We start from the raw sequence: 23,129 nt of genomic DNA on the forward strand, positions 1-23,129 counted from the left end.
ACTAGACTTACGTCCAATTGGGCCAGAGCGGCCCGCGGCCCAACATGGAACAAAACTGGAAGTGAACCATGAGCAAAGCTGACGCTTTCGCCGAGGCAGGCAAGACTGCCGTACTGCAGAACATCCACGGAACCATGGAGTTCCTGCGCAAGTTTCCGCCCTTCATCCAGATGGAGCCGACGCATCTCGCCTTCTTGGTGGAAAACTGCGAGCTGCGTTTCTATGCCGAAGGCGACTGCATCATTTCTCCCGAAGACGGCACAGTCCAGCATTTCTATATCGTCAAACAGGGCCGGGTTCATGGCCAGCGTCCGCATACGGCCAAGCGCGGCACGGATACCACTTTCGAGGTCATCGTAGGCGAGTGTTTTCCCATGGCTGCGCTGATGGGTGAGCGCGCCACCCGAACCGGGCATTTCGCTGCCGAAGACACCTTTTGCCTGCTGCTGAACAAGCCGGCATTCATCAAACTGGTGTCCAAGTCCGCCGCGTTTCGCGACTTCGCCATGCGTGGCGTGAGCAGCCTGCTCGACCTGGTCAACCAGCAGGCACAAACCCGCGCGGTGGAAAGCCTGGGCGAACGCTATTCGCTGGAAACCACCGTCGGCGAGCTGGCCGTGCATCACCCGATCGCCTGTCAGCCCTCGATGCCGTTGCGCGAGGCGGTCGGCCTGATGCAGGAGTCGAACGTCGGCAGCATCGTCATCGTCGATGAAGAACAGCACCCGCTCGGCATCTTCACCCTGCGCGACCTGCGCCGGGTCGTCGGGACCCAGCAGGGCGATCTGAGCAGCCCCATATCGGTGTTCATGACTCACGAGCCCTTCCATCTGCCGCCGGCGGCCACGGCCTTCGACGCAGCCATCGCCATGACCGAGCGGCATATCGGGCATATCTGCGTGGTAAAGGACGGCCTGCTTTGCGGTGTGATTTCCGAGCGCGATCTGTTCTCGCTGCAACGGGTCGATCTGGTCCATCTGGCGCAGACCATCCTCCACGCCGACCGTGTGGAAACGCTGGTGGCCATCCGCGCAAGCATCAATCAGCTGGTGGACAACATGCTGGCCCATGGCGCGTCGTCCGCCCAGATCACTCATATCATCACCTTGCTCAACGACCACACCGTACGCCGCGTCATCGAGATGGCCATTGCCGACCTGGGCGATCCCGGCATTCCCTTCACCTGGCTGTGCTTCGGCAGCGAAGGGCGCCGGGAACAGACGCTGCACACCGATCAGGACAACGGCATTCTCTTCGAGGCCAGCGATGCCTCCGAGGCCGCACTCATTCGCGGCAAGCTGCTGCCGCTGGCCGAACGCATCACCCGTGATCTGGATGTCTGCGGTTTCACCCTGTGCAAGGGCAACATCATGGCCAGCAACCCCGAGCTGTGCCTGTCACGCCAGGAGTGGAAACGACGCTTCAGCTCGTTCGTCCGCGAAGCAACACCGGAAAATCTGCTGTCCAGCACCATCTTTTTCGACCTTCGCTCGATCTGGGGCCCGGAAGAGGGCTGCGAGAAACTGCGTCAGCACATGCTCGACGAAGTTGCCGAAAGCCCGATATTCCAGCGCCTGATGGCCGGCAACGCACTGCGCCACCGCCCGCCGGTAGGCCGCTTCCGCGATTTCGTGCTGGAGCGCAAGGGCGATGGCAAGGACACGCTCGACCTCAAGATTCAGGGCCTGACGCCCTTTGTAGACGGCGCACGGCTGCTGGCCCTGGCCAATGGCATCGGTGAGTGCAACACGCTGGAGCGCTTGCGCCAGCTGGTGGAAAAAGGCGCCATGGAACCCAAGGATGGCGAGGCTTACGAAGAGGCCTATCACTTCATCCAGCAGACGCGCATGCAGCACCATCAGCAACAGTCACGCAATGGCCTGCCCTTCTCCAACCGGCTGGACCCGCAAGACCTCAACCATCTGGACCGGCGCATCCTGCGCGAGTCCTTCCGACAAGCCCAGCGCCTTCAAGGCAGTCTCGCATTGCGCTATCAACTATGAACATGTTCTGGCTCAACCCACGCGGCCCCAAACTCACGCACGAACAACAGCAGCGGCTGGATGAACTGCCACTGCCCGCCCCGCCGGGAGCCGTGTCGCTGCGCAAGCAGCGGCTGGTGGTTCTCGACCTTGAGACCACCGGGCTGCATCTCAAGCGTGACAAGGTCATTTCAATCGGCGCGGTCACCATCGAAAATGGCGCCATCGACTATTCACAACAGTTCGAATGCACCCTGCGTCGCCACGTCGAGGTCACGGAGAGTGTACTGATCCACGGCATTGCGCCCAGTGAACTGGCCAAGGGTCAGGCCCCTGAAGAAGCACTGCTCAGTTTCATGGAGTTCGTAGGCGACAGCATAATACTGGCCTTCCATGCACCTTTCGACCAGCGCATGCTTGCCCGCGCCCTGAAGCAGGAGCTGGGCTACAGCCTGAAACACAGTTTTCTCGATGTGGCCGACCTGGCCCCCATGCTGTTTCCGGAAGCACCGGTCCGGCGCAACGGTCTGGACAACTGGCTCAGCTATTTCAAGATTCAGATGCCGCAACGGCATCACGCCTCCGCAGACGCAATGGCCACTGCCGAGATCGCCCTGATCCTGCTCAATCGTGCCCAGCGCAAGGACATTGGCCAGATCGACGAACTGGCCCAGGCACTCAGTTCCTGGCAGCGCTCGCGCAAGGCTGCCTCCCACTCCATCTGACCGCTACAGACATCGACTGCCGAGGATCATCATCCTTGGCAAGCCGTTGTATCGCCTGAAAAAACCAACCCTCGAAGAATGCGCTCCAGCTAACCATGCACGCGACAGGTTAGCGATTACGCAAAGCAGCGACCTTTTCAGCGTTATTTCAATAGCGATCAGACGCGCAAGTGGCCCGGTAAAGCGGCGCATCGGCATCCAGTTTGATCATGCTTTCGAACTTCGCTTCGCCTTTTTCATTCAGCCTGAACATTACCTTCTCATCACAGAGAAGTTGATAAGAATCACTTTTTACAGTGGACATCAGGTGATGCTTTTCAAAGCGATACAGTACGAAACGGGCAATTCGCCCATTGGCCGTATCCTCGACCAGCACATTGGCGCCATCAAGTACCGTATAGGCCAACGGCATGGGAAACAGGGTCGTCCAGGGCCGCCACAACATATGCCCATCTTCGCTCGAAACAACCACCGAGCCCTCCGGCAGACGTGCCTGCTTGGTCTCGAACCAGGTGTATTCATAATGAATGGTGTAACCGAGCATACCCAGACCGGCGAATGCCGGGATGATCCATTTCGGCAGTCGATTGCGAGTCAGATTACGCAACACCAGCGCAATCCCCGCACCCGCCAGGCCGGCGCAGATTGCAGCAATGAGATGCCAGATCATAGAAATTTTCCTCAAAAAAATCGGGCTTCCAAATGGAAGCCCGACTTGTATCTCAACCGTGGATCGGATTTATCAACCCGACTTCTGGCCGAATTATCACTTAGTGATCAAGCGCAGCGCCAGCACCTTTCGGGGTACGAACGCTTTCTACCAGATCCTGGATCTCCTGCGGCGGAGCCTCGGTAGCCATGGATACGGCATAGGCCACTGCGAAGTTCAGCATCGCACCGACAGCACCGAAGGCTTGCGGGGAAATACCGAACATCCACTCGGCAGGCGTGTTGGCGAAGGTGTTGGTGCCAGGAATGAAGAACCAGCCCAGGTACAGGAAGATGTACACGGCCGTGCTCCCCACACCAACCAGCATGCCGGCAACGGCGCCCTTGCTGTTCACGCGCTTGGAGAAGATCCCCATCATCAGCGCCGGGAACAGGCTCGATGCAGCAAGACCGAACGCCAGTGCCACCACCTGAGCCGCGAAGCCTGGAGGGTTCAGCCCCAGCCAGGTTGCCAGAACGATGGCTGCCGTCATGGACAGACGAGCCGCCAGCATCTCGCTCTTCTCGCTGATCTTCGGATTGATGATCGTCTTGATCAGGTCATGACTGATGGCCGAGGAGATGGCCAGCAACAGACCCGCAGCAGTGGACAGTGCAGCAGCAATGGCACCCGCAGCGATCAGACCGATTACCCAGCTTGGCAGGTTGGCGATTTCCGGATTGGCCAGAACGATGATGTCGTTGTTGACGGTCAGCTCGTTGCCGTTCCAGCCGCGCTCCTGCGCAGTGGGAGCGAAGGCAGCGTTGGCGTCGTTGTACATCTGCACACGACCGTCATTGTTCTTGTCTTCCCACTTGATCAGACCAGTCTGTTCCCAGGTCTGGATCCAGCTCGGACGCTCTTCATAGAGGATCGCAGCGGATTCAGTGCCTTCCGGATAGATGGTATCGACCAGGTTCAGACGCGCCATGGACGCCACCGCCGGAGCAGTGAGGTACAGCAGGGCGATGAAGATCAGCGTCCAGCCAGCGGACCAGCGGGCATCAGCCACTTTCGGTACGGTGAAGAAGCGGATGATGACGTGCGGCAGACCAGCGGTACCGATCATCAGCGACAGGGTGAACAGGAACATGTTCAGCTTGTTGTCGACATCTGCGGTGTAGGCAGCGAAGCCCAGGTCCTGAACGACGATATCCAGTCGATCCAGCAGTGGCATGCCGGTCTCGACGTGGGTACCGAACATACCGAACATCGGGATCGGGTTGCCGGTCAGCTGGAAGGCAATGAACACGGCCGGAATGGTGTAGGCGATGATCAGTACCACGTACTGCGCCACCTGGGTGTAGGTGATGCCTTTCATGCCACCGAATACCGCGTAGGCGAACACGATCGCGGCGGCAAGCCAGATGCCTGTGTCGTTGCTCACTTCGAGGAAGCGGGAGAAGGCCACACCGGCACCGGACATCTGACCGATCACATAGGTAACGGAGATCAGGATGAGACAGATGACCGCTACCAGACGCGCGCCACGGCTGTAGAAACGGTCACCGATGAAATCCGGTACCGTGAACTTGCCGAACTTGCGCAGGTAGGGTGCCAGCAGCATCGCCAGCAGCACGTAACCACCGGTCCAGCCCATCAGGTAGACAGACGTACCGTAACCACCGGCGGCGATGATACCGGCCATGGAAATGAAGGAAGCCGCAGACATCCAGTCAGCCGCAGTCGCCATCCCGTTGGTCACGGGATGGACGCCACCACCGGCAACGTAGAACTCCTTGGTCGATCCGGCACGAGCCCAGACCGCAATCCCGATATAGAGCGCGAAGGATGCGCCCACGAACAACATGTTAATCCAATATTGGCTCATGGGTTATTCCTCAACGCCGAATTCTTTGTCCAGTTTGTTCAGCCGCCACGCGTAGTGGAAGATGATCAAAATGAACGTAATGATCGAACCCTGTTGAGCGAACCAGAAGCCCAGATCCGTTCCCCCGACCGGGATACCGGACACCAATGGACGCAAGAGAATGCCAAAGCCATATGAGACCAGAGCCCAGACCACCAGGCTCCATGTTATGAGGCGAACGTTCGCCTTCCAGTACGCCGCAGCGTTTTTCTTATCTTCTTCGGTCATCGCCGTTTTCCGCCTTATTGTTATGCAAGTGAGGGAAACCCACACGCTGAATTTAGCAAAGGTGGGTTCTCGAAAGTAAGCCCCGACTTTAGTCTGAACACCCTGATCAACGCGCGCTGTCCATTGAGCCAGAGCGTCTGCGCGAATTCTCTCGGGAGCAGCTAAAGCATCGCTGGCAGATGCTCGATGTCGGTCCGGGCCGAGGCGGATGCACGATGTCGATGAGAAGCAAAAGCAGCCAGCCGGACGCCAGACGTCAGCCACGCAAAGCCATGACCTTGCGGTTTGCGACAAGCTCACAGGCAGCCAAAAAACGGAAGCGACAAAGAGCGCGCAAGTGCACCATTAATTGAATTGACGGAAAAACATATTCCTCCAGAACGGTACAACAACAACTTCCAGGAAATTACAAATAAACGTCATCAAATAAAATCAAGGAGCCAGAGATTAATCAGCTATCAAAGAAAACAGGAACAACTCAGGTTTAATCGGCAGAGACAAACAACTCATCGGCCATTCTTTCACATCCATATTACAGCCACACTTCAATCTTCCCGGAATCACTTCAGCCGCCTGGAAAGTAAAATCCGCTCTCTCTGGGGTCCACTTGCTGCGCAATGCCAAAACTCTCGATGCAGGCGTTGCCACGGGTGCGTTGACGCTGCGCTTTCGTGAGGCAGCCCGGGCCGGTCTGTTAGACTGCTTGCCGTTTCCTTATAGATGATGCCCCTGTGCCCAGTTCAGCCTTCTCCACCCTGCCCCTCAGCCCGGCCACACTGGCCAACCTCGACGCCCTCGGCTATGCGGAGATGACGCCGATCCAGGCCCAGAGCCTGCCGGTCATGCTCAAGGGCATGGATCTGATCGCCCAGGCCAAGACCGGCAGCGGCAAGACCGCTGCCTTTGGCATCGCCCTGCTGGAACCGCTCAACCCACGCTACTTCGGCTGTCAGGCGCTGGTGTTGTGCCCGACCCGCGAGCTGGCCGATCAGGTCGCCAAGGAGCTGCGCCGGCTGGCCCGCGCCGCCGACAACATCAAGATCCTGACCCTGTGCGGTGGTGTTTCCATCGGCCCGCAGATCGCTTCGCTGGAGCATGGCGCGCATGTCATCGTCGGCACGCCAGGGCGTATTCAGGAGCACCTGAAGAAGGGCACGCTGAAGCTCGATGGTCTCAACACCCTGATACTCGACGAAGCCGATCGCATGCTCGACATGGGCTTCTACGACGCCATCGCCGAGATCATCGAACAGACGCCGAGCCGACGGCAGACCCTGCTGTTCTCGGCAACCTACCCGAGCGGCATCAAGCAGCTGTCCGCCACCTTTATGCGCGATCCTCAGCAGGTGAAAGCCGAGGCGCTGCACGACGATGCACAGATCGAACAGCGTTTCTACGAGATCGACCCGGAAAACCGCATGGATGCCGTGGTCCGTGTGCTCGCCAGTTTCCGCCCGGAAAGCTGTGTGGCTTTCTGTTTCACCAAACAGCAATGCCAGGAACTGGTCGAGCAGCTCAGCGCCAAGGGCATTTCCGCCATGGCGCTCAACGGCGATCTGGAACAGCGTGATCGTGACCAGGTGCTGGCGATGTTCGCCAACCGCAGCCTGTCGGTACTGGTGGCCACCGATGTCGCCGCGCGCGGGCTGGATATCGACGCCCTGGACATGGTGATCAATGTCGAGCTGGCGCGTGATTCGGAAATTCATATCCATCGCGTTGGCCGCACCGGGCGCGCCGGCAGGAAGGGCATCGCCATCAGCCTGGTCGCGCCCGCCGAAGCCCATCGCGCACGCGCCATCGAGGAACGTCAGAAGGCGCCGCTGAACTGGCAACCGCTGGGCAACCTCAAGGCACAACCGGGCGAGCCACTGCAACCGCCGATGGCTACCCTGTGCATCGGCGCGGGGCGCAAGGACAAGCTCCGTCCCGGCGATATCCTCGGCGCCCTGACCGGCGATGCCGGCATCCCCGGCACTCAGGTGGGCAAGATCGCCATCTTCGACTTTCAGGCGTTCGTGGCCGTCGAGCGCAGTGTCGCCAAACAGGCGCTCCATCGCCTCAATGCCGGGAAAATCAAGGGCCGCTCGTTGAAGGTCAGGGTGCTGTAGGTCAGGTCACGCTTCACCGACCCGACGAGCGGATCATCAGACGTTGTAAAGGCCGGCACCCGATGCGTCAAATGACGTCTTCTGATCGTCGGATTACGCCTTCGGCCAATCCGACCTACCATTAGGATTCGATCCGATGCGTTCACCCTCTGTTGGCCACTCCCTGCGTCGCCTCTGGGCGCTGGACAAGTTCGGTTACAGCCTGCGGGTGCTGATCGCACTGTCGGCCAGCATGGGGCTGAGCTGGTATCTGGATGAGCCAGGGGTGGTGATCCCGCTGTTCCTCGGTGTCATCGCCAGCGCCCTGGCGGAAACCGATGACAGCTGGTTCGGACGACTCACGGCCCTGCTGGTGACGCTGCTGTGCTTCAGCATTGCCGCCGTGTCGGTACAGTTGCTGTTTCCCTACCCCTGGTTGTTCACGCTGGGCATGGCGGCGGCGGCCTTCAGCCTGATCATGCTCGGCGCACTGGGCGAGCGTTACGCGACCATTGCCCAGGCCACGCTGATCCTCTCCATTTACAGCATGATCGCTGCCGACCAGCGCGACGGTGCGATGCTGCACCCCTGGCGCGACCCCTTGCTGCTGCTCGCCGGCGCAGCGTGGTACGGCCTGCTGTCGGTGTTCTGGAACGCTTTGTTCGCACATCAACCGGTGCAGCAGAGCCTGGCCAGGCTGTATCGCGAGCTGGGGCAGTATTTCAAGCTCAAGGCCGCGCTGTTCGAGCCGATCCACCAGCTCGACGTGGAGCAGCAGCGCCTGCAGCTGGCGCAGCAGAACGGGCGCGTGGTCAGCGCCCTGAACGCCACCAAGGAAACCCTGCTGCATCGTCTCGGCAATGGTCGGGCGGGGGTGAAGATCAACCATTACCTCAAGCTGTATTTTCTTGCCCAGGATCTGCACGAGCGCGTCAGCTCCTCGCACCATCCCTATCAGGCACTGACCGAAGCATTCTTCCACAGCGACGTGCTGTTTCGCTGCGGGCGCCTGCTGCGCCTGCAGAGTGTCGCCTGCCGCGAGCTGGCCAGTGCGATCCGGCTGCGACAGCCGTTTCGCTACAGCGAGGCCAATGCCCAGGCGCTGACCGACCTCGAAGCCTCGCTCGATTACCTGCGCCAGCAGAACAACCCGGCCTGGCGCGGTTTGCTGCGTTCGTTGCGCGCCCTGTCGCACAACCTCTCGACGATGCAGCGCCAGCTGTCCAGCGCGAGCAATCCCGACGCCCTGGAAGGCGAGCAGGACAGCAGCCTGCTGGATCGCCAGCCGCAGTCGCTGCGCGATGCCGGCAACCGTATCCGCCTGCAACTGACGCCCACCTCGCTGCTGTTTCGCCACGCCCTGCGCATGAGCCTGGCGCTGGTCTGCGGCTATGCGGTGCTGCACGCGATCCACCCGGAACAGGGCTACTGGGTGCTGCTGACCACCGTGTTCGTCTGCCAGCCCAACTATGGCGCAACGCGGATCAAGCTGGTACAGCGGGTGACCGGCACCGTCCTCGGCCTGGTCGCTGGCTGGGCGCTGTTCGACCTGTTTCCCGGCCAGCAGGTCCAGGCCCTGTTCGCAGTGATCGCCGGCGTCGTGTTCTTCGCCATGCGCAGCAGCCGCTACACCCTGGCGACGGCGGCCATCACGCTGCTGGTGCTGTTCTGTTTCAATCAGGTCGGCGATGGCTACGGACTGATCTGGCCACGCCTGATCGATACCCTGCTGGGCAGCCTGATCGCCGCCGCCGCGGTCTTCCTGATCCTGCCGGACTGGCAGGGCCGTCGCCTCAACCAGGTGGTCGCCAATACCCTGAGCCGCAGCGCCGACTACCTGCGCCAGATCATGCACCAGTACGAGAGCGGCAAGCGTGACGACCTGGCCTATCGACTGGCCCGGCGCAACGCGCACAATGCCGATGCGGCGCTCTCGACCACGTTGTCGAACATGCTGCTGGAGCCCGGCCACTTCCGCCGGGATGCCGAGACCGGCTTTCGCTTCCTGATCCTCTCGCACACCCTGCTCAACTACCTGTCAGGCCTCGGCGCGCACCGTGAAAGCCTGCCCGACGATGCCCGCGACGAACTGCTCGAAAGCGCTGCGCAACAGCTGGCCAGCAGCCTCGACGAGATGGCGGCGGCGCTGCAGAACAAACAGCCCCTGGCGGTACACAGCGAAGCGGAAGAAGCGCTGGCGCAGCAGCTCGAACAGACCTCCGACGACATGGACGATGCCCACCGCCTGCTGCAGACGCAACTGGGGCTGATCTGCCGCCAGCTGGCCCCGCTGCGCAGCATGGCGGTGCACCTGCTCAAGCAAACGGGCGAGCCTGCCGAGACAACCGCGCGCTAACATATGCGGCTGTTCTAACGAGGGCCATGCAGTGCCAACCACAGACGTCACCATCATCGGCGCCGGCGCCGCCGGCTTGATGTGCGCATTCAGCGCCGCCGCGCGCGGGCGGCGGGTATTGCTGCTCGATCACGCCAACAAGGCCGGCAAGAAGATCCTCATGTCCGGCGGCGGGCGCTGCAATTTCACCAACCTGTATACCGAGCCGGCGAACTTCCTGTCCGCCAATCCGCACTTCTGCAAGTCAGCACTGGCCCGCTACAGCCAGTGGGACTTCATCGAGATGGTTGCCCGCCACGGCATTGCCTATCACGAGAAAAAACTCGGCCAGCTGTTCTGCGATCACAAATCCAGCGACATCCTGCAGATGCTGCTGGATGAATGCGCACAGGCCGGCGTCGAGCTGCGCCTGGATACCGCGGTACAAACAATTGAAAAAGTTGCCGAGGGCTACCAGCTACAAACCAGCGCTGGCGCCATCGACTGCCAGTCACTGGTGATCGCCACCGGCGGTCTGTCGATCCCGACGCTGGGCGCCAGCGGTTTCGGCTATCAGGTGGCGCGCCAGTTCGGCCACAACGTGCTGCCGACCCGCGCCGGGCTGGTGCCCTTCACCATCACCGATCCGCAACTCAAGGCCATCTGTGGCGAGCTGTCCGGCACTTCGGTGGAAGATTGTCTGGTGAGCTGCAACGGGCAGAGTTTTCGCGAAAACATCCTGTTCACCCATCGCGGCCTTTCCGGGCCGGCGATTCTGCAGGTGTCGTCCTTCTGGCAGGCTGGCGATGTCATCGAGATCAACCTGCTGCCGCACCTCGACCTTGCCGAATGGCTTGCCGAGCAGCAGCGCGAGCGCCCCAACAGCGAGCTGAAGACGATTCTGGGAGAGTTGTTCACACGCAAGATGGCCGGCTTGCTGAGCGAACACTGGTTCACCTCCAGGCCGCTCAAGCAATACACCCCAAGCGAGCTCGAACGGATCGCCACAAGGCTCGCCGCCTGGCAACTGGTGCCCGCCGGCACCGAAGGCTATCGCACCGCCGAAGTTACCTTGGGCGGGGTCGATACACGCGAGGTTTCTTCCAAGACCATGGAATCGATGAAGTCACCCGGCCTGTATTTTGTTGGCGAAGTACTGGATGTCAGCGGTCACCTGGGCGGTTTCAACTTCCAGTGGGCCTGGGCCTCGGGCTACGCGGCTGCGCAATATGCGTAGGACCGGGTATCCGTAGGGCCGCATTTTTCGACCACCTTCGTTCGCCTTTGCAAGAGGCGTGTACATTCGGCCCACCAGACCTTCGAACAGGCACAAAGCCTACGGCTATTCATTGGTCCTGTTCGACGGCGGCGAGATTTCTCGAGGTCCCGCCGGGTCCGTTGCGGTGTTCTGGTATTCCTGTTGATTCCTGCTGTTGTTATCCAGCGCCGAAGGCTCTTCCTCCGGCGAGCAGGCCATCAGCAGCAACGAAACAGGAAGCGCCGCCGCGGCAACCAACAAGTGCGATTTCATGTCGTTCGTTCTCCCGCAATGACGCTTCGTACAGGCGTTTACCAAGCCTTTGAAAACCTAGGCGAGGCAGGCAAGACCAGGCGCGTTAGCCGCAAGCGGCTTGCTGAGGCTGTTTGGCGCAGTATTGCCAACGCAGGTAGTTTTTCAACGGCTTGTTATTGCCCGCTGCCAGTGGGGTTAGGCCCAGTCCCCGTACCCGGCTCGGTTTCCAGGCTGCCATCCGTATCGGAATTGTCCATGGCGCCAGGATTGGCAACACCGGTACCGCTGTTCGTTTCCACGCCACCTGCCGTGCCCGTGCCAGTGGTAGCGCCGCCCGTGGTGCCGGTAGTGCCGGTTCCCGTGCCACTACCAGTGGTTCCGGTATCGGCAGGCGGCGTGCCAGGCACGGGCGCGGCAGGCTGCTCGGTGGTTGGCTGCGGCGGCGGCACCTCGCGTTCACGGTCTTCATCCGGACCACAACCAACCAGCAACAGACCGAGAATCGGTGCAGATAAATAAGCAAGACGCATGGGAAAAACCTCCAAAGATTGAGCCGGCCAGGTCGCCGACGACAGTCGGATCTACGATCCTCTCGGCAATTGACCCCGCGCGGGGGACAGAGTGCCCCGCATGCGCCATGCCGGCCCGAGGTCATTGCCCAGCCAGAGCCTGATCCCGCATCGTCACAAGCCCGAAGCGAGATCAGCTCCAGATGCTTCAGGCGGCCTGTCTGGCGCTGAATTCCTTCTTCAGACGATTCCTCAGCTCGACCATCTGCTCACCCATCTCTTCCAACCGGGCCTTGTCGAACAGCTCACGAGCCGTGGGGAACATCTCCGATTCCTCCTCCTCTATGTGATGCTCGAGCAGCTCCTTGCACACCTTGGCACGCCCGGAAAACTCCAGGCTGCCTGGGTCCGTCGCCTTGAGATCGGGCAGTACCAGGGCATCCACGGCCCGGTGCTCTTCCTTGGCCTCGTGGTACATCTTCGCTTCTTCCTTGCCACCGGCTTCCTTGTAGGCGGGATAGAGGATCTGCTCTTCCAGCTGGGTGTGAATGGTGACTTCCATTTCCAGTTTGCCCAGCAGCTCGGTGCGCGTCTTGACGGCCCGCTCCGTGCTGTCCGTCAGGCGCGTCAGTATCTCTTTCACTCGTTCATGGTCTTCGATCAGCAGGTCAATGGCATTCATGCGAAATTCCTCATCCTTATCAGGTTTACGACGCTCCGGACTCTGCGGCCGGGTCGGATCGTTAGTTGCTCAGGCGTAATCGTAAGTGGGCAGCCGTGTGCGGCTCTGACTCTGCAAACGGGCAATGGCCGGTGACATTCCGGCCTCGAGGGCCAAGTCTCGGCGAATCGAGCTGATGACCCACTCCAACTGCACTGCGGTTTGCGTCTGTCCTTTGGAAACCGCTCGCTTGATGACCTCGCGGCCATCGTTACGCAGGCTCAGCAGCAACCCGCCATCCGGACGCTGGGTGGTCAGTACTTCAAACTCGGGGAAAGCGGCAGTGAGAACTTTTTCAGCGACGATCATTGTTATGTACTCCGATTATGGTCCAGCCCCCATAATCAGAGCAGCCTTCATGCCAACGCACTCACATTAAAAAACCTTTTAAATCAAACACATACAGCGAACAGTGGCACTTTGAAGCCATGCAAAACGCAAGAAGGCTAATGACATGGCATGCATTCTGAAGTGAATTGACTACAGCCGAGACTTTCGGACCACACATAGAAAAGGAGGAAACATGCGCCATGTCAGCGGGCGCCATGGTGTCCGTTTGTCGTATTGCGCTGCTACCCTGCGACCGCGACGCTGGGGCAACGATGACTGCCTGGCAACAGTCTGTGAAACCTCGACCGACCTATGCCCTGCCCAGCGGGATGACCGCCCGGCTGATCCTGCTGAACCCGAGAAACACCGGCGGTCGAAGATCAGGACTTGCCATTATCGACACCGTACGTTCGAAGACATCGAGAAAGCCTCAATGAATCAAGCGTCAGCAAAAGTCGTCCTGATTGTCGAAGACGAACCACAGATTCTCCATCTGCTGAGCGACTATCTGTCCGACGAAGGCTATCGGGTACTGGCTGCCGAAAATTCGACCAGGGCCTTTGAAATCATTGCGACCAGGCCGCATCTCGATTTGCTGATTTCCGACTTTCGCCTGCCGGGCAATGTTTCGGGCGTGATGATCGCCGAACCTGCGCTCAAGCTGCGTCCCGATCTCAAGGTGCTCTTCATCAGCGGCTACCCTATCGAGATCTATGAGTCCGGCAGCGCCATCGCACGTACTACGCCAGTACTGGCCAAACCCTTTTTGCTGGACTCGCTGTACAACCAGGTTCGGCTGCTGCTGGCGGATTGAACGTCTGCGCAGCAATAAAAAGCCCGCATTGAGCGGGCTTTTCATTTACCGAAGAATCAGTTGATCTTCGGGTCCAGCTCACCGCTGGCGTAGCGCTGGAACATGCCTTCCAGGGAGATCGGCTTGATCTTGCTGGCATTGCCGGCGGTGCCGAAGGCTTCGTAACGGGCGATGCAGATGTCGCGCATGGCCTCGATGGTCTTGGCGAAGAACTTGCGCGGGTCGAACTCGCTCGGCTGCTCGGCCATCATGCGGCGAATGGCGCCGGTGGAGGCCAGGCGCAGATCGGTGTCGATGTTGACCTTGCGCACGCCATACTTGATGCCCTCGACGATTTCCTCGACCGGCACGCCATAGGTTTCCTTGATGTCGCCACCGTACTGGTTGATGATCGCCAGCCACTCCTGGGGCACCGAGGAAGAGCCGTGCATCACCAGGTGGGTGTCGGGGATGCGCGCGTGGATTTCCTTGATGCGCTGGATCGACAGCACGTCGCCAGTCGGCGGTTTGGTGAACTTGTAGGCGCCGTGGCTGGTACCGATGGCGATGGCCAGGGCATCGACCCTGGTTCTGGCGACGAAGTCGGCAGCCTCTTCCGGGTCGGTCAGCAGCTGGCTGTGGTCGAGCACGCCTTCGGCGCCGACGCCGTCTTCCTCGCCAGCCATGCCGGTCTCCAGGCTGCCGAGGCAACCCAGCTCACCCTCCACGGACACGCCGCAGGCATGGGCGAAGGCTACGGTCTGCTGGGTCACGCGGACGTTGTAGTCGTAGTCGGCGGGCGTCTTGCCGTCTTCACGCAGCGAGCCGTCCATCATCACCGAGCTGAAGCCGAGCTGGATCGAGCGCTGGCAGACATCCGGGCTGGTGCCGTGGTCCTGGTGCATGCACACCGGGATATGCGGGAATTCTTCAATGGCCGCCAGGATCAGGTGACGCAGAAAGGGCGCGCCAGCGTATTTACGCGCACCGGCGGAAGCCTGAACGATCACCGGGGAGTCCGTTTTGTCGGCCGCTTCCATGATGGCGCGCATTTGCTCGAGGTTGTTGACGTTGAAGGCCGGCACGCCGTAGCCGAATTCGGCGGCGTGGTCGAGCATCTGGCGCATGCTGATAAGTGCCATGTTTTCCTTTCTCCCGGTTTGGGTCGTTTGATCGTGTAACAGGCCGTTGAAAAACTATCTATGTTTTTCAACGGCCCGGTAAAGCCTGCCGCAGAGGCCGGCGCTGTTCAAGCACCGCGCGGTATGGCGCGGCATTGTAGTGGTGGATGAGGCAAAAGCCATCAGGAGCGGTAAATCGCAGCCAAGCTCCCGCGACAATCACGGCATCAAAAAGTAATCAGCGAAGCACTGCAACCATGAGCCAGCAGCTTGTCATCGCCCAGTCGGTAAACCAGCGCCTGGTTGCCCTTGTCATGGAAAGCCACCACGCCATCGCTATAGAAAGCACCACGGGTAGCGGGTTCCTTGCGCAGATGATGAACCTTCTCGCTGTTGCCGATCTTCAGGTCCACGCTCTGGCGTTCGGCATCCGCATAACGCCAGGCAATGTTCTGCTGGCTCTGGCATTTCCAGCGCACGAAGGGCGCATCGGGGCCGGACTGCCAATGATGGCAGCCACCGAGCAGCATGGCCGCCATCAGCACAAACAGACCTTTCATCACAGCTCCTTGGGTGGGCGCACTCCGGCCCATCAGCAATCCTGCGCATCGGCGGCGGTGCCGGCGGTAGGGTCGCCGGTACTTTGCATCTGCATTCGCTGATCTCCCTGTGCGGTCGGTCTTTCCACCGGCGGCGGCGCGAACACTTCGCAGGCCGAGTCCGGCGCGCCACCGGCACAACCGGCCAGCCCCAGGCAACAAACAGCAATTGCGACATAACGCATGGTGAGTCTCCATTCCGTGATCGGACAGAACAGAGACAGCGCTGAATGGCATGGGTTGCGTCAGCAGACGCAACCCATGCGCTTACTGTGCGGCGCGCTGCTCCAGCACTTCCACGGCGGGCAGCACCTTGCCTTCGACAAATTCGAGGAAGGCGCCACCACCGGTGGAGATGTAGGAAATCCGCTCGCCCACGCCGTATTTGTCGATGGCCGCCAGGGTGTCGCCACCACCGGCGATGGAGAACGCCGGGCTTTCGGCGATGGCTTCAGCCAGCACCTTGGTACCGTTGCCGAACTGATCGAACTCGAACACACCGACCGGGCCGTTCCAAAGAATGGTCTTCGAGGACTTGAGCAGCTCGGCGAAATTGGCCGCTGTCTGCGGGCCGATGTCGAGGATCATGTCGTCCTCGGCCACCTCGCCCACCGCCTTGATCGTCGCTTCGGCATCCTCGGCGAAGGCCTTGGCCACCACCACATCCACCGGCAGCGGCACACTGACCTTGGCCGCGATGGCCTTGGCGGTATCGACCAGATCGGCTTCATACAGCGACTTGCCCACCGGGAAACCGGCAGCGGCGAGGAAGGTATTGGCGATGCCGCCCCCGACGATCAGCTGGTCGCAAACCTGGCTCAGGCTGTTCAGCACGTCCAGTTTGGTCGAGACCTTGGAGCCAGCGACGATGGCGGCCATCGGCTTGGCCGGGCTCTTCAGCGCCTTGCCCAGAGCATCCAGCTCGGCGGCCAGCAGCGGGCCGGCGCAGGCGATATCGGCGAACTTGGCCACGCCGTGAGTCGAGCCCTGGGCGCGGTGGGCGGTGCCGAAGGCATCCATGACGAAGACGTCGCACAGCGCGGCGTATTTCTGCGCCAGCTCGTCGGTGTTCTTCTTCTCGCCCTGGTTGAAGCGCACGTTTTCCAGCAATATCAGCTCCCCGGGTTTCACTTCGACGCCGTCGAGGTAATCGCGGACCAGCGGCACTTCGCGATTCAGCGCCTTGCTCAGGTAGTCGGCCACCGGCTTGAGGCTGTCTTCCTCGCTGAACACGCCCTCCTCCGGGCGGCCCAGGTGCGAGCAGACCAGCACCGCCGCGCCCTTCTCCAGCGCCAGCCTGATGGTCGGCAGCGAGGCCAGGATGCGCGCATCGCTCTTCACCGCGCCATCCTTCACAGGCACGTTGAGGTCTTCGCGGATCAGCACGCGCTTACCCTGCAGGTCGAGGTCGGTCATCTTCAAAACGGTCATGGGGTCTTCCTTAAATTCAAGAACGGCGATTCAGGCGCGGTGGGCCACGCGCAAGTAATGATCAGTGACATCCAGCATGCGATTGGCGAAGCCCCATTCGTTGTCGAACCAGGCCAGCAGGTTCACCAATCTCGGACCGGAAACCCGCGTCAGGCTGCCATCGACGATGGCCGAATGCGGATCATGGTTGAAATCGCAACTGGCATGGGGCAGTTCGGTGTACGCCAGAAGGCCCTTCAGCGGCCCGGATTCGGCGGCTTCACGCAGCACCCGATTGATGGTGTGCGCATCGGTATCGCGTGATGTCTGCAAGGTGATATCCAGGCAGGACACGTTCACCGTCGGCACCCGCACGGCTTTGGCCTGAATCCGCCCGGAGAGTTCCGGCAACAGCCGTTCGATGCCGCGCGCCAGACCGGTGGACACCGGGATCACCGACTGGAAGGCCGAGCGGGTGCGGCGCAGGTCATCGTGATGGTAGGCGTCGATCACCGGCTGATCGTTCATCGCCGAATGAATGGTGGTGATCGAGGCATACTCGATGCCCACCGCATCGTTGAGCAACTTGAGCAGCGGCACGCCGCAGTTGGTGGTGCAGGAGGCGTTGGACACCAGCCGCTCGGTACCGCTCAGTTGCTGATGATTGACGCCCATCACCACAGTGGCATCGACGTCGCCGGCCCCGCTCATGGGCTGGGAGAACAGTACCCGCGGCACGCCGGCATCGAGAAAACGCTGGCCACCGGCACGGGTGTTGTAGGCGCCGGAGCACTCCAGCACCAGGTCCACGCCCAGTGCGCGCCAGTCGATGGTTTCCGGCGTCGATTCGCGCAGCACCTTCACGCAATCGCCATTGATATGCAGGCAATCGCCGTCCACGCCCACCTCGCCGGGAAAGCGGCCATGGGTGGAGTCGAAACGGGTGAGGTATTCCAGGCTGGGCATATCGGCCAGATCGTTCAGCGCGACGAACTGGAAATCGAACGCCGCGCCGCGCTCGTAGAAGGCGCGCAGCACGCAGCGGCCAATGCGGCCGTAGCCGTTGAGGGCGATGCGATAAGGACGAGGACGCTGTTGCGGCATGGATATTCGGCCTGTTTCAAGCCGCTTGAAGGCTTAAGGCTGAAGGCTGGACGAAAAAGCAGCTCGCTGCCGTTTCTCGTTCAGCCTCCAGCCTCCAGCCTCCAGCGTCTTTTAGTCTTCCAGCAGCTCTTCAGCCACCGCCAGCACGTTATCGACGGTAAAGCCGAACGCCTCGAACAGCTGGCCAGCCGGAGCCGACTCGCCGTAGGTGGTCATGCCGATGATGCGACCGTCGAGGCCGACATACTTGTACCAGTAGTCCGCGTGCGCCGCTTCGATGGCGATGCGCGCACCGACTTCCACCGGCAGCACGGCCTGCTTCCAGGCAGCGTCCTGAGCATCGAACACGCTGGTGCAGGGCATGGACACCACGCGCACCTTGCGCCCCTGCGCGGTCAGCCGGTCGGCGGCTTCGACCGCCAGGCTCACTTCCGAGCCGGTGGCGATAAAGATCAGTTCCGGCTCGCCTGCGCAGTTCTTGAGGATGTAGCCGCCACGGGAAATGGCCGCTTCGGTTTCGTTGTCGCGGATGTGGTACGGCAGGTTCTGACGCGAGAAGATCAGTGCGCTCGGACCGTCCTTGCGCTCGACGGCATGCTTCCAGGCCACCGCCGATTCGACAGTATCCGCCGGACGCCAGGTGTCCAGGTTCGGCGTGGTGCGCAGGCTGGTCAGCTGTTCGATGGGCTGGTGGGTCGGACCGTCTTCGCCAAGGCCGATGGAGTCGTGGGTGAAGACATAGAGCACGCGCTGCTTCATCAGCGCCGACATGCGCACGGCGTTGCGCGCGTACTCCATGAACATCAGGAAAGTCGCGCCGTAGGGAATCAGGCCGCCGTGCAGGGCGACACCGTTCATGATGGCGCTCATGCCGAACTCGCGCACGCCGTAGTACATGTAGTTGCCCGAGGCGTCTTCCTGCACCACCGGCTTGCAGCCCTTCCACAGGGTCAGGTTGGAGCCGGCCAGGTCCGCCGAGCCGCCGAGCAGTTCCGGCAGCAGCGGGCCGAAGGCATTCAGGCAGTTCTGGCTGGCCTTGCGGCTGGCGATGGTTTCGCCCTTGGTCGCAACTTCACGAATGAATTCGCTGGCCTTCTCGGCGAAGTCGGCGGGCAGTTCGCCGGCCATGCGGCGCTTGAATTCGGATGCCAGCCCTGGAAACTCGGTTTCATAGGCAGCGAAACGCTTGTTCCACTCGTTTTCGGCATCGGCGCCCTTCTGCTTGGCATCCCACTCGGCATAGATCTCGGCAGGAATCTCGAACGGACCGTGCTTCCAGCCCAGCGCTTCGCGGGTCAGGGCGATTTCGGCCTCGCCCAGGGCGGCGCCGTGGGAGTCTTCCTTGCCCTGCTTGTTGGGCGAACCGAAGCCGATGATGGTCTTGCAGCAGATCAGCGTCGGACGGTCGCTCTTGCGCGCGGTCTCGATGGCCATCTGGATTTCGTCGGCGTCATGGCCGTCGACATTGCGGATCACCTGCCAGCCGTAGGCTTCGAAGCGGCGCGGGGTGTCGTCGGTGAACCAGCCGTGCACCTCGCCGTCGATGGAGATGCCGTTGTCGTCGTAGAAGGCGGTGAGCTTGTTCAGCCCGAGGGTGCCGGCCAGCGAGCAGACCTCATGGGAAATACCTTCCATCATGCAGCCATCGCCGAGAAACACGTAGGTATTGTGATCGACGATTTCATGGCCGGGCTTGTTGAACTGCGCGGCCATGATCTTCTCGGCCAGGGCGAAGCCCACGGCGTTGGCGATGCCCTGCCCCAGCGGGCCGGTGGTGGTTTCCACGCCTGGGGTATAGCCGAGTTCGGGGTGGCCGGGGGTCTTGCTGTGCAGCTGGCGGAAATTCTGCAAGTCTTCGATGGACAGGTCGTAGCCGGTCAGGTGCAGCAGCGAGTAGATCAGCATCGAGCCGTGGCCGTTGGACAGCACGAAGCGGTCGCGGTCGGCCCATTGCGGGTTGGTCGGGCTGTGCTTGAGGTGGTCGCGCCAGAGCACTTCGGCGATGTCCGCCATGCCCATCGGGGCACCGGGGTGGCCGCTGTTGGCTTTCTGCACGGCATCCATGCTGAGGGCGCGGATGGCATTGGCTCGCTCACGACGGCTGGGCATCGCTGAATCTCCTGCGGGGGCTATCACGGAAAGGCCGGCATTTTCCCCCAGTGGCGACGGCGGAGCAATGACTGAATGGCTTGCGCGCCTTTCAGACCTCAGTCCAGCAGGGTGATCTGCTGGTCGGCCATCTTCGGCAGATGCTGAAGCAGATGCTCACGCAGGTGCGCCAGTGCGACCGGCTCGTCACCACCGGCGGGCCAGACCAGATAGTAGCTGTCGCCGGTACGCACCGCCTGCTCGAACGGCAGCACCAGCGTACCCCTGCGCAACTCTGCACTCACCAGCGCCAGATCGGCCACCGATACCCCGCGACCCTGGATCGCTGCGCAGATACCCAGCTCCAGGCTGTCGAACAGGACGCCCCGCTGCCAGGAGACGGCATCGGCAAGCCCGACCCGCTGCAACCAGCGCCGCCAGTCGCGGCAGTCGCGCGACGGATGGATCAGTTCGGCGCCGGCCAATTGCTGCGGCGTCCAGGGCCCATCGCCACACAACGCAGGCGCGCAGACCGGCACCAGCCATTCATCGAAGAGCTTGAGCCGCTGCCAGTCGGCGGGAAAATCACCGTTGCCGAGCAGAATCGCGCAGTCGAAGGGCTCGCTGTGGAAGTCCACCGTATCCAGGTCCATCCAGACACTGGTGAGCTGCACGCGGCTGTGCGGCTGGGCCAGATGGAAATTCTCCAGCGACTCCAGCAACCAGCGCATGGTCAGCGTCGACGGTGCCTTGAGCCTGAGGCCGCCCTGGCGGCGACTGACCGCGGCGCAGGCATTTTCAAGGGTGCGGAAGCCCGTCTTGAGCTCCTGCGCCAGTCGTCGCCCGGTATCGGTCAGCGCCAGCCGCGAGCCGCAGCGCTCGAACAGCAGGCAACCGAGGTGCTCCTCCAGGGTCTTCACGTGCCGGCTCACGGCGCTCTGGGTGATGCACAGGCTGTGGGCCGCCTGCGTGAACGAACCCAGGCGCGCCGCCACCTCGAAGGCGCGCAGGGCATACAGCGGAGGCAGCCGCGGTGTCGGTATCGTCATGACTAAAACTCATCCTTTCCGGTTGTTTTTTCCGTTTTTCAGGCGTGGGCCTCTTTTTCAATACTTCACGCGGCCCTTACCTACAAGGCCGAACAAGTTCGGCCCTACGGTTATGAAAACCTGGCCTGTAGAGCCGAATTTATTCGGCCTCGCTCGGAACTGCCCTTGGCACGATGGCCTTGAGCCTTTGCTGAACAAGCTCGGCAAAGGCTCATCAATTAAACTCATTGGAGAATGCCATGCACAACGAGCCTTGCAAGCCATGACCGGCACCTACCTCGGCTTCGCCGCCGCAGTCGCCGTACTGATCGCCTCGCCCGGCCCGGTGGTGGCGCTGGTGGTTACCGATGCCCGGCAGCGCTGGCCACTGTGGACCATTCTCGGCGGCGCGATCTCCGCACTGATTCTGTTGAGCGCCGCACTGTTGCTGATCCATCTGGCGCTGGGCCTGGAGCCGTTCATCCTCGAATGGGGCCAGGTGCTCGGCGGGCTCTATCTGCTCTGGCTTGGCGCGAGCGGCCTGTGCGGCGATGGCGAAGCCGCTTCAGGACCGCGCAGCGATGCACATCATTTCTGGCGGGCCTTGATCGTAGGCTTGTCGAACCCCAAGGACATCCTGTTCTTTCTCGCCTTCCTGCCCACCTTCATCCTGCCCACGCAACCCTTCGCCAGCCAGGCGACGATGCTGATCGCCATCTGGGTGAGCATCGACCTGAGCGTCCTGCTGGCCTACAGCCTGCTGTCGCGACGCCTCGGCGGCAGCCAGGACATGCAGCGACTGCTGCATATCCTGCCCAACCTCTGCCTGCTGGGGCTTGGTCTGACTTCCTGCGCAATGGGGATCGGCAATCTGGCAGGCTGACGACCCAGCTTGTCCAATATCAAAATATTTTGATATTGCCGTTGCTGGACGAAAAACCTGCGACTAGACTGCGCCTCCATGAGCCTGCGCATTTCCCGAATTTCAGTCGATGACAGCGACCAGCTCGCCGCCCTGTGCAAGGCCGGCGGTGATGCATTGCGCCTGAGGGTATTGCGGGCGCTGGCCAGCGATTCCTTTGGCGTACTGGAGCTGGCGCAGATTTTCGCCACCGGCCAGTCCGGCATCAGCCATCACCTCAAGGTGCTGACCCAGGCCGGCCTGCTGGCAACGCGGCGCGAAGGCAATGCGATCTTCTATCGCCGCGCCCTGCCCCAGAGCGACAGCCTCGGTGGCACGCTGCACGCGGCATTGCTGGAAGAGGTCGACCAGCTGGTTCTGCCGGTCGATGTGCAGGCCCGGATCGCGGCGGTACACGCCCAGCGCAGCGCCGTCAGCGAGGATTTCTTCGCGCGCATGGCCGACAGCTTCCAGGCGCGCCAGGACCTGATCGCCGGGCTGCCGCAGTACCGCGACAGCGTGCTGGCGCTGCTCGATGCACTGAATCTGGACACCAGCGCCACGGCCCTGGAAGTCGGCCCCGGCGACGGCAGCTTCCTGCCCGAGCTGGCCCGGCGCTTCGCCCGTGTGGTGGCGCTGGACAACAGCCCGGCGATGCTGGAGCTGGCGTGCAACCATTGTGAACAGGAAGGCCTGGGCAACGTCGAACTGAAGCTCGCCGATGCCCTGCAAGACGATTGCCCGGCAGCCGATTGCGTGGTGCTGAACATGGTCCTGCACCATCTGGCGGCACCGGGCGAGGCGATGAAACAACTGGCACGACTGGTGAAGGCGGGCGGCAGCCTGCTGATCACCGAGCTGTGCAGCCATAACCAGAGCTGGGCCAGGGAGGCCTGCGGCGATCTCTGGCTGGGCTTCGAACAGGACGATCTGGCCCACTGGGCCGATGCTGCGGGGCTCACGCCCGGCGAGAGTCTCTACATTGGCTTGAAGAACGGTTTTCAGATCCAGGCGCGGCACTTCTCCCGGCCTGCCGCTGACAACCGACTCACCCACCGGTAACAGGAAACCGA

General features: G+C 61.5%; 22 protein-coding genes. 8 read left to right on the top strand and 14 right to left on the bottom strand.

Going from position 1 to position 23,129, the window contains the following annotated elements; genetic code table 11:
• Nucleotides 1-68: 68 nt before the first annotated feature.
• On the top strand, nucleotides 69-2,003 hold the full coding sequence (locus ACYCFC_RS14405; RefSeq protein ID WP_181083707.1) for a putative nucleotidyltransferase substrate binding domain-containing protein: 1,935 nt from the start codon (nucleotides 69-71) through the stop codon (nucleotides 2,001-2,003).
• The gene (locus tag ACYCFC_RS14410) at nucleotides 2,000-2,707 is read left to right on the top strand and encodes a 3'-5' exonuclease (RefSeq protein ID WP_459652026.1); all 708 of its coding nucleotides are present in this window, start codon (nucleotides 2,000-2,002) and stop codon (nucleotides 2,705-2,707) included. The genes ACYCFC_RS14405 and ACYCFC_RS14410 overlap by 4 nt, the downstream gene beginning before the upstream one ends.
• A 148-nt stretch (nucleotides 2,708-2,855) precedes the next feature.
• Here ACYCFC_RS14410 and ACYCFC_RS14415 read toward each other — a convergent pair whose 3' ends face one another.
• From ACYCFC_RS14415 to ACYCFC_RS14425, 3 genes are all read right to left on the bottom strand, one after another.
• Entirely contained in the window at nucleotides 2,856-3,377 is a 522-nt protein-coding gene (locus tag ACYCFC_RS14415; RefSeq protein ID WP_459652027.1) for a hypothetical protein, read from the bottom strand.
• Nucleotides 3,378-3,477: 100 nt separating this feature from the next.
• Nucleotides 3,478-5,247, bottom strand: coding sequence for a sodium:solute symporter family protein (locus ACYCFC_RS14420; protein WP_459652028.1), 1,770 nt, complete (start codon nucleotides 5,245-5,247; stop codon nucleotides 3,478-3,480).
• A gap of 3 nt (nucleotides 5,248-5,250) precedes the next feature.
• Nucleotides 5,251-5,514: a DUF4212 domain-containing protein gene (locus tag ACYCFC_RS14425; protein ID WP_181083699.1), complete on the bottom strand. Its 264-nt coding sequence runs from the start codon at nucleotides 5,512-5,514 to the stop codon at nucleotides 5,251-5,253.
• A gap of 731 nt (nucleotides 5,515-6,245) precedes the next feature.
• Between ACYCFC_RS14425 and dbpA the strand changes: the two genes are divergently transcribed.
• The 3 genes from dbpA to ACYCFC_RS14440 all read left to right on the top strand — a co-directional run bounded on the left by dbpA (nucleotide 6,246) and on the right by ACYCFC_RS14440 (nucleotide 11,176).
• Nucleotides 6,246-7,625: an ATP-dependent RNA helicase DbpA gene (gene dbpA, locus ACYCFC_RS14430; RefSeq protein ID WP_181083697.1), complete on the top strand. Its 1,380-nt coding sequence runs from the start codon at nucleotides 6,246-6,248 to the stop codon at nucleotides 7,623-7,625.
• A 136-nt stretch (nucleotides 7,626-7,761) separates the two neighbouring features.
• Nucleotides 7,762-9,960, top strand: a complete 2,199-nt coding sequence (gene yccS / locus ACYCFC_RS14435) for a YccS family putative transporter (protein WP_459652029.1) — start codon at nucleotides 7,762-7,764, stop codon at nucleotides 9,958-9,960.
• A 31-nt stretch (nucleotides 9,961-9,991) separates the two neighbouring features.
• Nucleotides 9,992-11,176, top strand: a complete 1,185-nt coding sequence (locus ACYCFC_RS14440) for an aminoacetone oxidase family FAD-binding enzyme (protein ID WP_181083693.1) — start codon at nucleotides 9,992-9,994, stop codon at nucleotides 11,174-11,176.
• A 105-nt stretch (nucleotides 11,177-11,281) separates the two neighbouring features.
• Here the strand turns inward: ACYCFC_RS14440 and ACYCFC_RS14445 are convergent, their stop codons facing one another.
• The 4 genes from ACYCFC_RS14445 to ACYCFC_RS14460 all read right to left on the bottom strand — a co-directional run bounded on the left by ACYCFC_RS14445 (nucleotide 11,282) and on the right by ACYCFC_RS14460 (nucleotide 12,991).
• The gene (locus ACYCFC_RS14445; RefSeq protein ID WP_181083691.1) at nucleotides 11,282-11,470 is read right to left on the bottom strand and encodes a hypothetical protein; all 189 of its coding nucleotides are present in this window, start codon (nucleotides 11,468-11,470) and stop codon (nucleotides 11,282-11,284) included.
• 155 nt (nucleotides 11,471-11,625) lie between these two features.
• Complete coding sequence (locus ACYCFC_RS14450; RefSeq protein WP_181083689.1) at nucleotides 11,626-11,982, bottom strand: hypothetical protein; 357 nt, start codon at nucleotides 11,980-11,982, stop codon at nucleotides 11,626-11,628.
• 187 nt (nucleotides 11,983-12,169) lie between these two features.
• Entirely contained in the window at nucleotides 12,170-12,643 is a 474-nt protein-coding gene (locus ACYCFC_RS14455) for a hemerythrin domain-containing protein (RefSeq protein WP_181083687.1), read from the bottom strand.
• A 69-nt stretch (nucleotides 12,644-12,712) separates the two neighbouring features.
• The gene (locus ACYCFC_RS14460; RefSeq protein WP_181083685.1) at nucleotides 12,713-12,991 is read right to left on the bottom strand and encodes a DUF3509 domain-containing protein; all 279 of its coding nucleotides are present in this window, start codon (nucleotides 12,989-12,991) and stop codon (nucleotides 12,713-12,715) included.
• A 454-nt stretch (nucleotides 12,992-13,445) separates the two neighbouring features.
• On the opposite strand from ACYCFC_RS14460, the gene ACYCFC_RS14465 reads away from it, so the two are divergent.
• On the top strand, nucleotides 13,446-13,826 hold the full coding sequence (locus tag ACYCFC_RS14465; protein WP_459654001.1) for a response regulator: 381 nt from the start codon (nucleotides 13,446-13,448) through the stop codon (nucleotides 13,824-13,826).
• A 56-nt stretch (nucleotides 13,827-13,882) separates the two neighbouring features.
• Here the strand turns inward: ACYCFC_RS14465 and fba are convergent, their stop codons facing one another.
• The 7 genes from fba to ACYCFC_RS14500 form a co-directional block, all read right to left on the bottom strand.
• Nucleotides 13,883-14,947 (bottom strand): class II fructose-bisphosphate aldolase, encoded by a 1,065-nt coding sequence (gene fba / locus ACYCFC_RS14470; RefSeq protein WP_459652030.1) that lies wholly within the window; start codon nucleotides 14,945-14,947, stop codon nucleotides 13,883-13,885.
• A 206-nt stretch (nucleotides 14,948-15,153) separates the two neighbouring features.
• Nucleotides 15,154-15,489, bottom strand: coding sequence for an MliC family protein (locus ACYCFC_RS14475; RefSeq protein WP_459654002.1), 336 nt, complete (start codon nucleotides 15,487-15,489; stop codon nucleotides 15,154-15,156).
• Between the two features lie 29 nt (nucleotides 15,490-15,518).
• Entirely contained in the window at nucleotides 15,519-15,710 is a 192-nt protein-coding gene (locus ACYCFC_RS14480; RefSeq protein ID WP_459652031.1) for a hypothetical protein, read from the bottom strand.
• An 82-nt stretch (nucleotides 15,711-15,792) separates the two neighbouring features.
• Nucleotides 15,793-16,956: a phosphoglycerate kinase gene (locus tag ACYCFC_RS14485; protein WP_459652032.1), complete on the bottom strand. Its 1,164-nt coding sequence runs from the start codon at nucleotides 16,954-16,956 to the stop codon at nucleotides 15,793-15,795.
• 30 nt (nucleotides 16,957-16,986) lie between these two features.
• Complete coding sequence (gene epd, locus ACYCFC_RS14490) at nucleotides 16,987-18,039, bottom strand: erythrose-4-phosphate dehydrogenase (RefSeq protein WP_459652033.1); 1,053 nt, start codon at nucleotides 18,037-18,039, stop codon at nucleotides 16,987-16,989.
• A gap of 111 nt (nucleotides 18,040-18,150) precedes the next feature.
• Nucleotides 18,151-20,148, bottom strand: coding sequence for a transketolase (gene tkt, locus ACYCFC_RS14495; RefSeq protein ID WP_459652034.1), 1,998 nt, complete (start codon nucleotides 20,146-20,148; stop codon nucleotides 18,151-18,153).
• Nucleotides 20,149-20,246: 98 nt separating this feature from the next.
• Nucleotides 20,247-21,176 carry a LysR substrate-binding domain-containing protein gene (locus ACYCFC_RS14500; protein WP_459652035.1) on the bottom strand — a complete coding sequence of 310 codons (930 nt, stop codon included), beginning with the start codon at nucleotides 21,174-21,176 and terminating at the stop codon, nucleotides 20,247-20,249.
• Between the two features lie 262 nt (nucleotides 21,177-21,438).
• Between ACYCFC_RS14500 and ACYCFC_RS14505 the strand changes: the two genes are divergently transcribed.
• Nucleotides 21,439-22,038 carry a LysE family translocator gene (locus tag ACYCFC_RS14505; protein ID WP_459652036.1) on the top strand — a complete coding sequence of 200 codons (600 nt, stop codon included), beginning with the start codon at nucleotides 21,439-21,441 and terminating at the stop codon, nucleotides 22,036-22,038.
• 78 nt (nucleotides 22,039-22,116) lie between these two features.
• Complete coding sequence (locus tag ACYCFC_RS14510) at nucleotides 22,117-23,118, top strand: ArsR/SmtB family transcription factor (RefSeq protein WP_459652037.1); 1,002 nt, start codon at nucleotides 22,117-22,119, stop codon at nucleotides 23,116-23,118.
• The last annotated feature ends 11 nt before the right edge of the window (nucleotides 23,119-23,129 follow it).

It is taken from the genome of Stutzerimonas sp. NM35, assembly GCF_054604355.1.

Coding starts and splice junctions, on each gene's coding strand:
- ACYCFC_RS14405 (WP_181083707.1), top strand. CDS start 69: ATGAGCAAAGCTGACGCTTTCGCCGAGGCAGGCAAGACTGCCGTACTG.
- ACYCFC_RS14410 (WP_459652026.1), top strand. CDS start 2,000: ATGAACATGTTCTGGCTCAACCCACGCGGCCCCAAACTCACGCACGAA.
- ACYCFC_RS14415 (WP_459652027.1), bottom strand. CDS start 3,377: ATGATCTGGCATCTCATTGCTGCAATCTGCGCCGGCCTGGCGGGTGCG.
- ACYCFC_RS14420 (WP_459652028.1), bottom strand. CDS start 5,247: ATGAGCCAATATTGGATTAACATGTTGTTCGTGGGCGCATCCTTCGCG.
- ACYCFC_RS14425 (WP_181083699.1), bottom strand. CDS start 5,514: ATGACCGAAGAAGATAAGAAAAACGCTGCGGCGTACTGGAAGGCGAAC.
- yccS (WP_459652029.1), top strand. CDS start 7,762: ATGCGTTCACCCTCTGTTGGCCACTCCCTGCGTCGCCTCTGGGCGCTG.
- ACYCFC_RS14445 (WP_181083691.1), bottom strand. CDS start 11,470: ATGAAATCGCACTTGTTGGTTGCCGCGGCGGCGCTTCCTGTTTCGTTG.
- ACYCFC_RS14450 (WP_181083689.1), bottom strand. CDS start 11,982: ATGCGTCTTGCTTATTTATCTGCACCGATTCTCGGTCTGTTGCTGGTT.
- ACYCFC_RS14455 (WP_181083687.1), bottom strand. CDS start 12,643: ATGAATGCCATTGACCTGCTGATCGAAGACCATGAACGAGTGAAAGAG.
- ACYCFC_RS14460 (WP_181083685.1), bottom strand. CDS start 12,991: ATGATCGTCGCTGAAAAAGTTCTCACTGCCGCTTTCCCCGAGTTTGAA.
- ACYCFC_RS14465 (WP_459654001.1), top strand. CDS start 13,446: ATGAATCAAGCGTCAGCAAAAGTCGTCCTGATTGTCGAAGACGAACCA.
- fba (WP_459652030.1), bottom strand. CDS start 14,947: ATGGCACTTATCAGCATGCGCCAGATGCTCGACCACGCCGCCGAATTC.
- ACYCFC_RS14480 (WP_459652031.1), bottom strand. CDS start 15,710: ATGCGTTATGTCGCAATTGCTGTTTGTTGCCTGGGGCTGGCCGGTTGT.
- ACYCFC_RS14485 (WP_459652032.1), bottom strand. CDS start 16,956: ATGACCGTTTTGAAGATGACCGACCTCGACCTGCAGGGTAAGCGCGTG.
- epd (WP_459652033.1), bottom strand. CDS start 18,039: ATGCCGCAACAGCGTCCTCGTCCTTATCGCATCGCCCTCAACGGCTAC.
- tkt (WP_459652034.1), bottom strand. CDS start 20,148: ATGCCCAGCCGTCGTGAGCGAGCCAATGCCATCCGCGCCCTCAGCATG.
- ACYCFC_RS14500 (WP_459652035.1), bottom strand. CDS start 21,176: ATGACGATACCGACACCGCGGCTGCCTCCGCTGTATGCCCTGCGCGCC.
- ACYCFC_RS14505 (WP_459652036.1), top strand. CDS start 21,439: ATGACCGGCACCTACCTCGGCTTCGCCGCCGCAGTCGCCGTACTGATC.
- ACYCFC_RS14510 (WP_459652037.1), top strand. CDS start 22,117: ATGAGCCTGCGCATTTCCCGAATTTCAGTCGATGACAGCGACCAGCTC.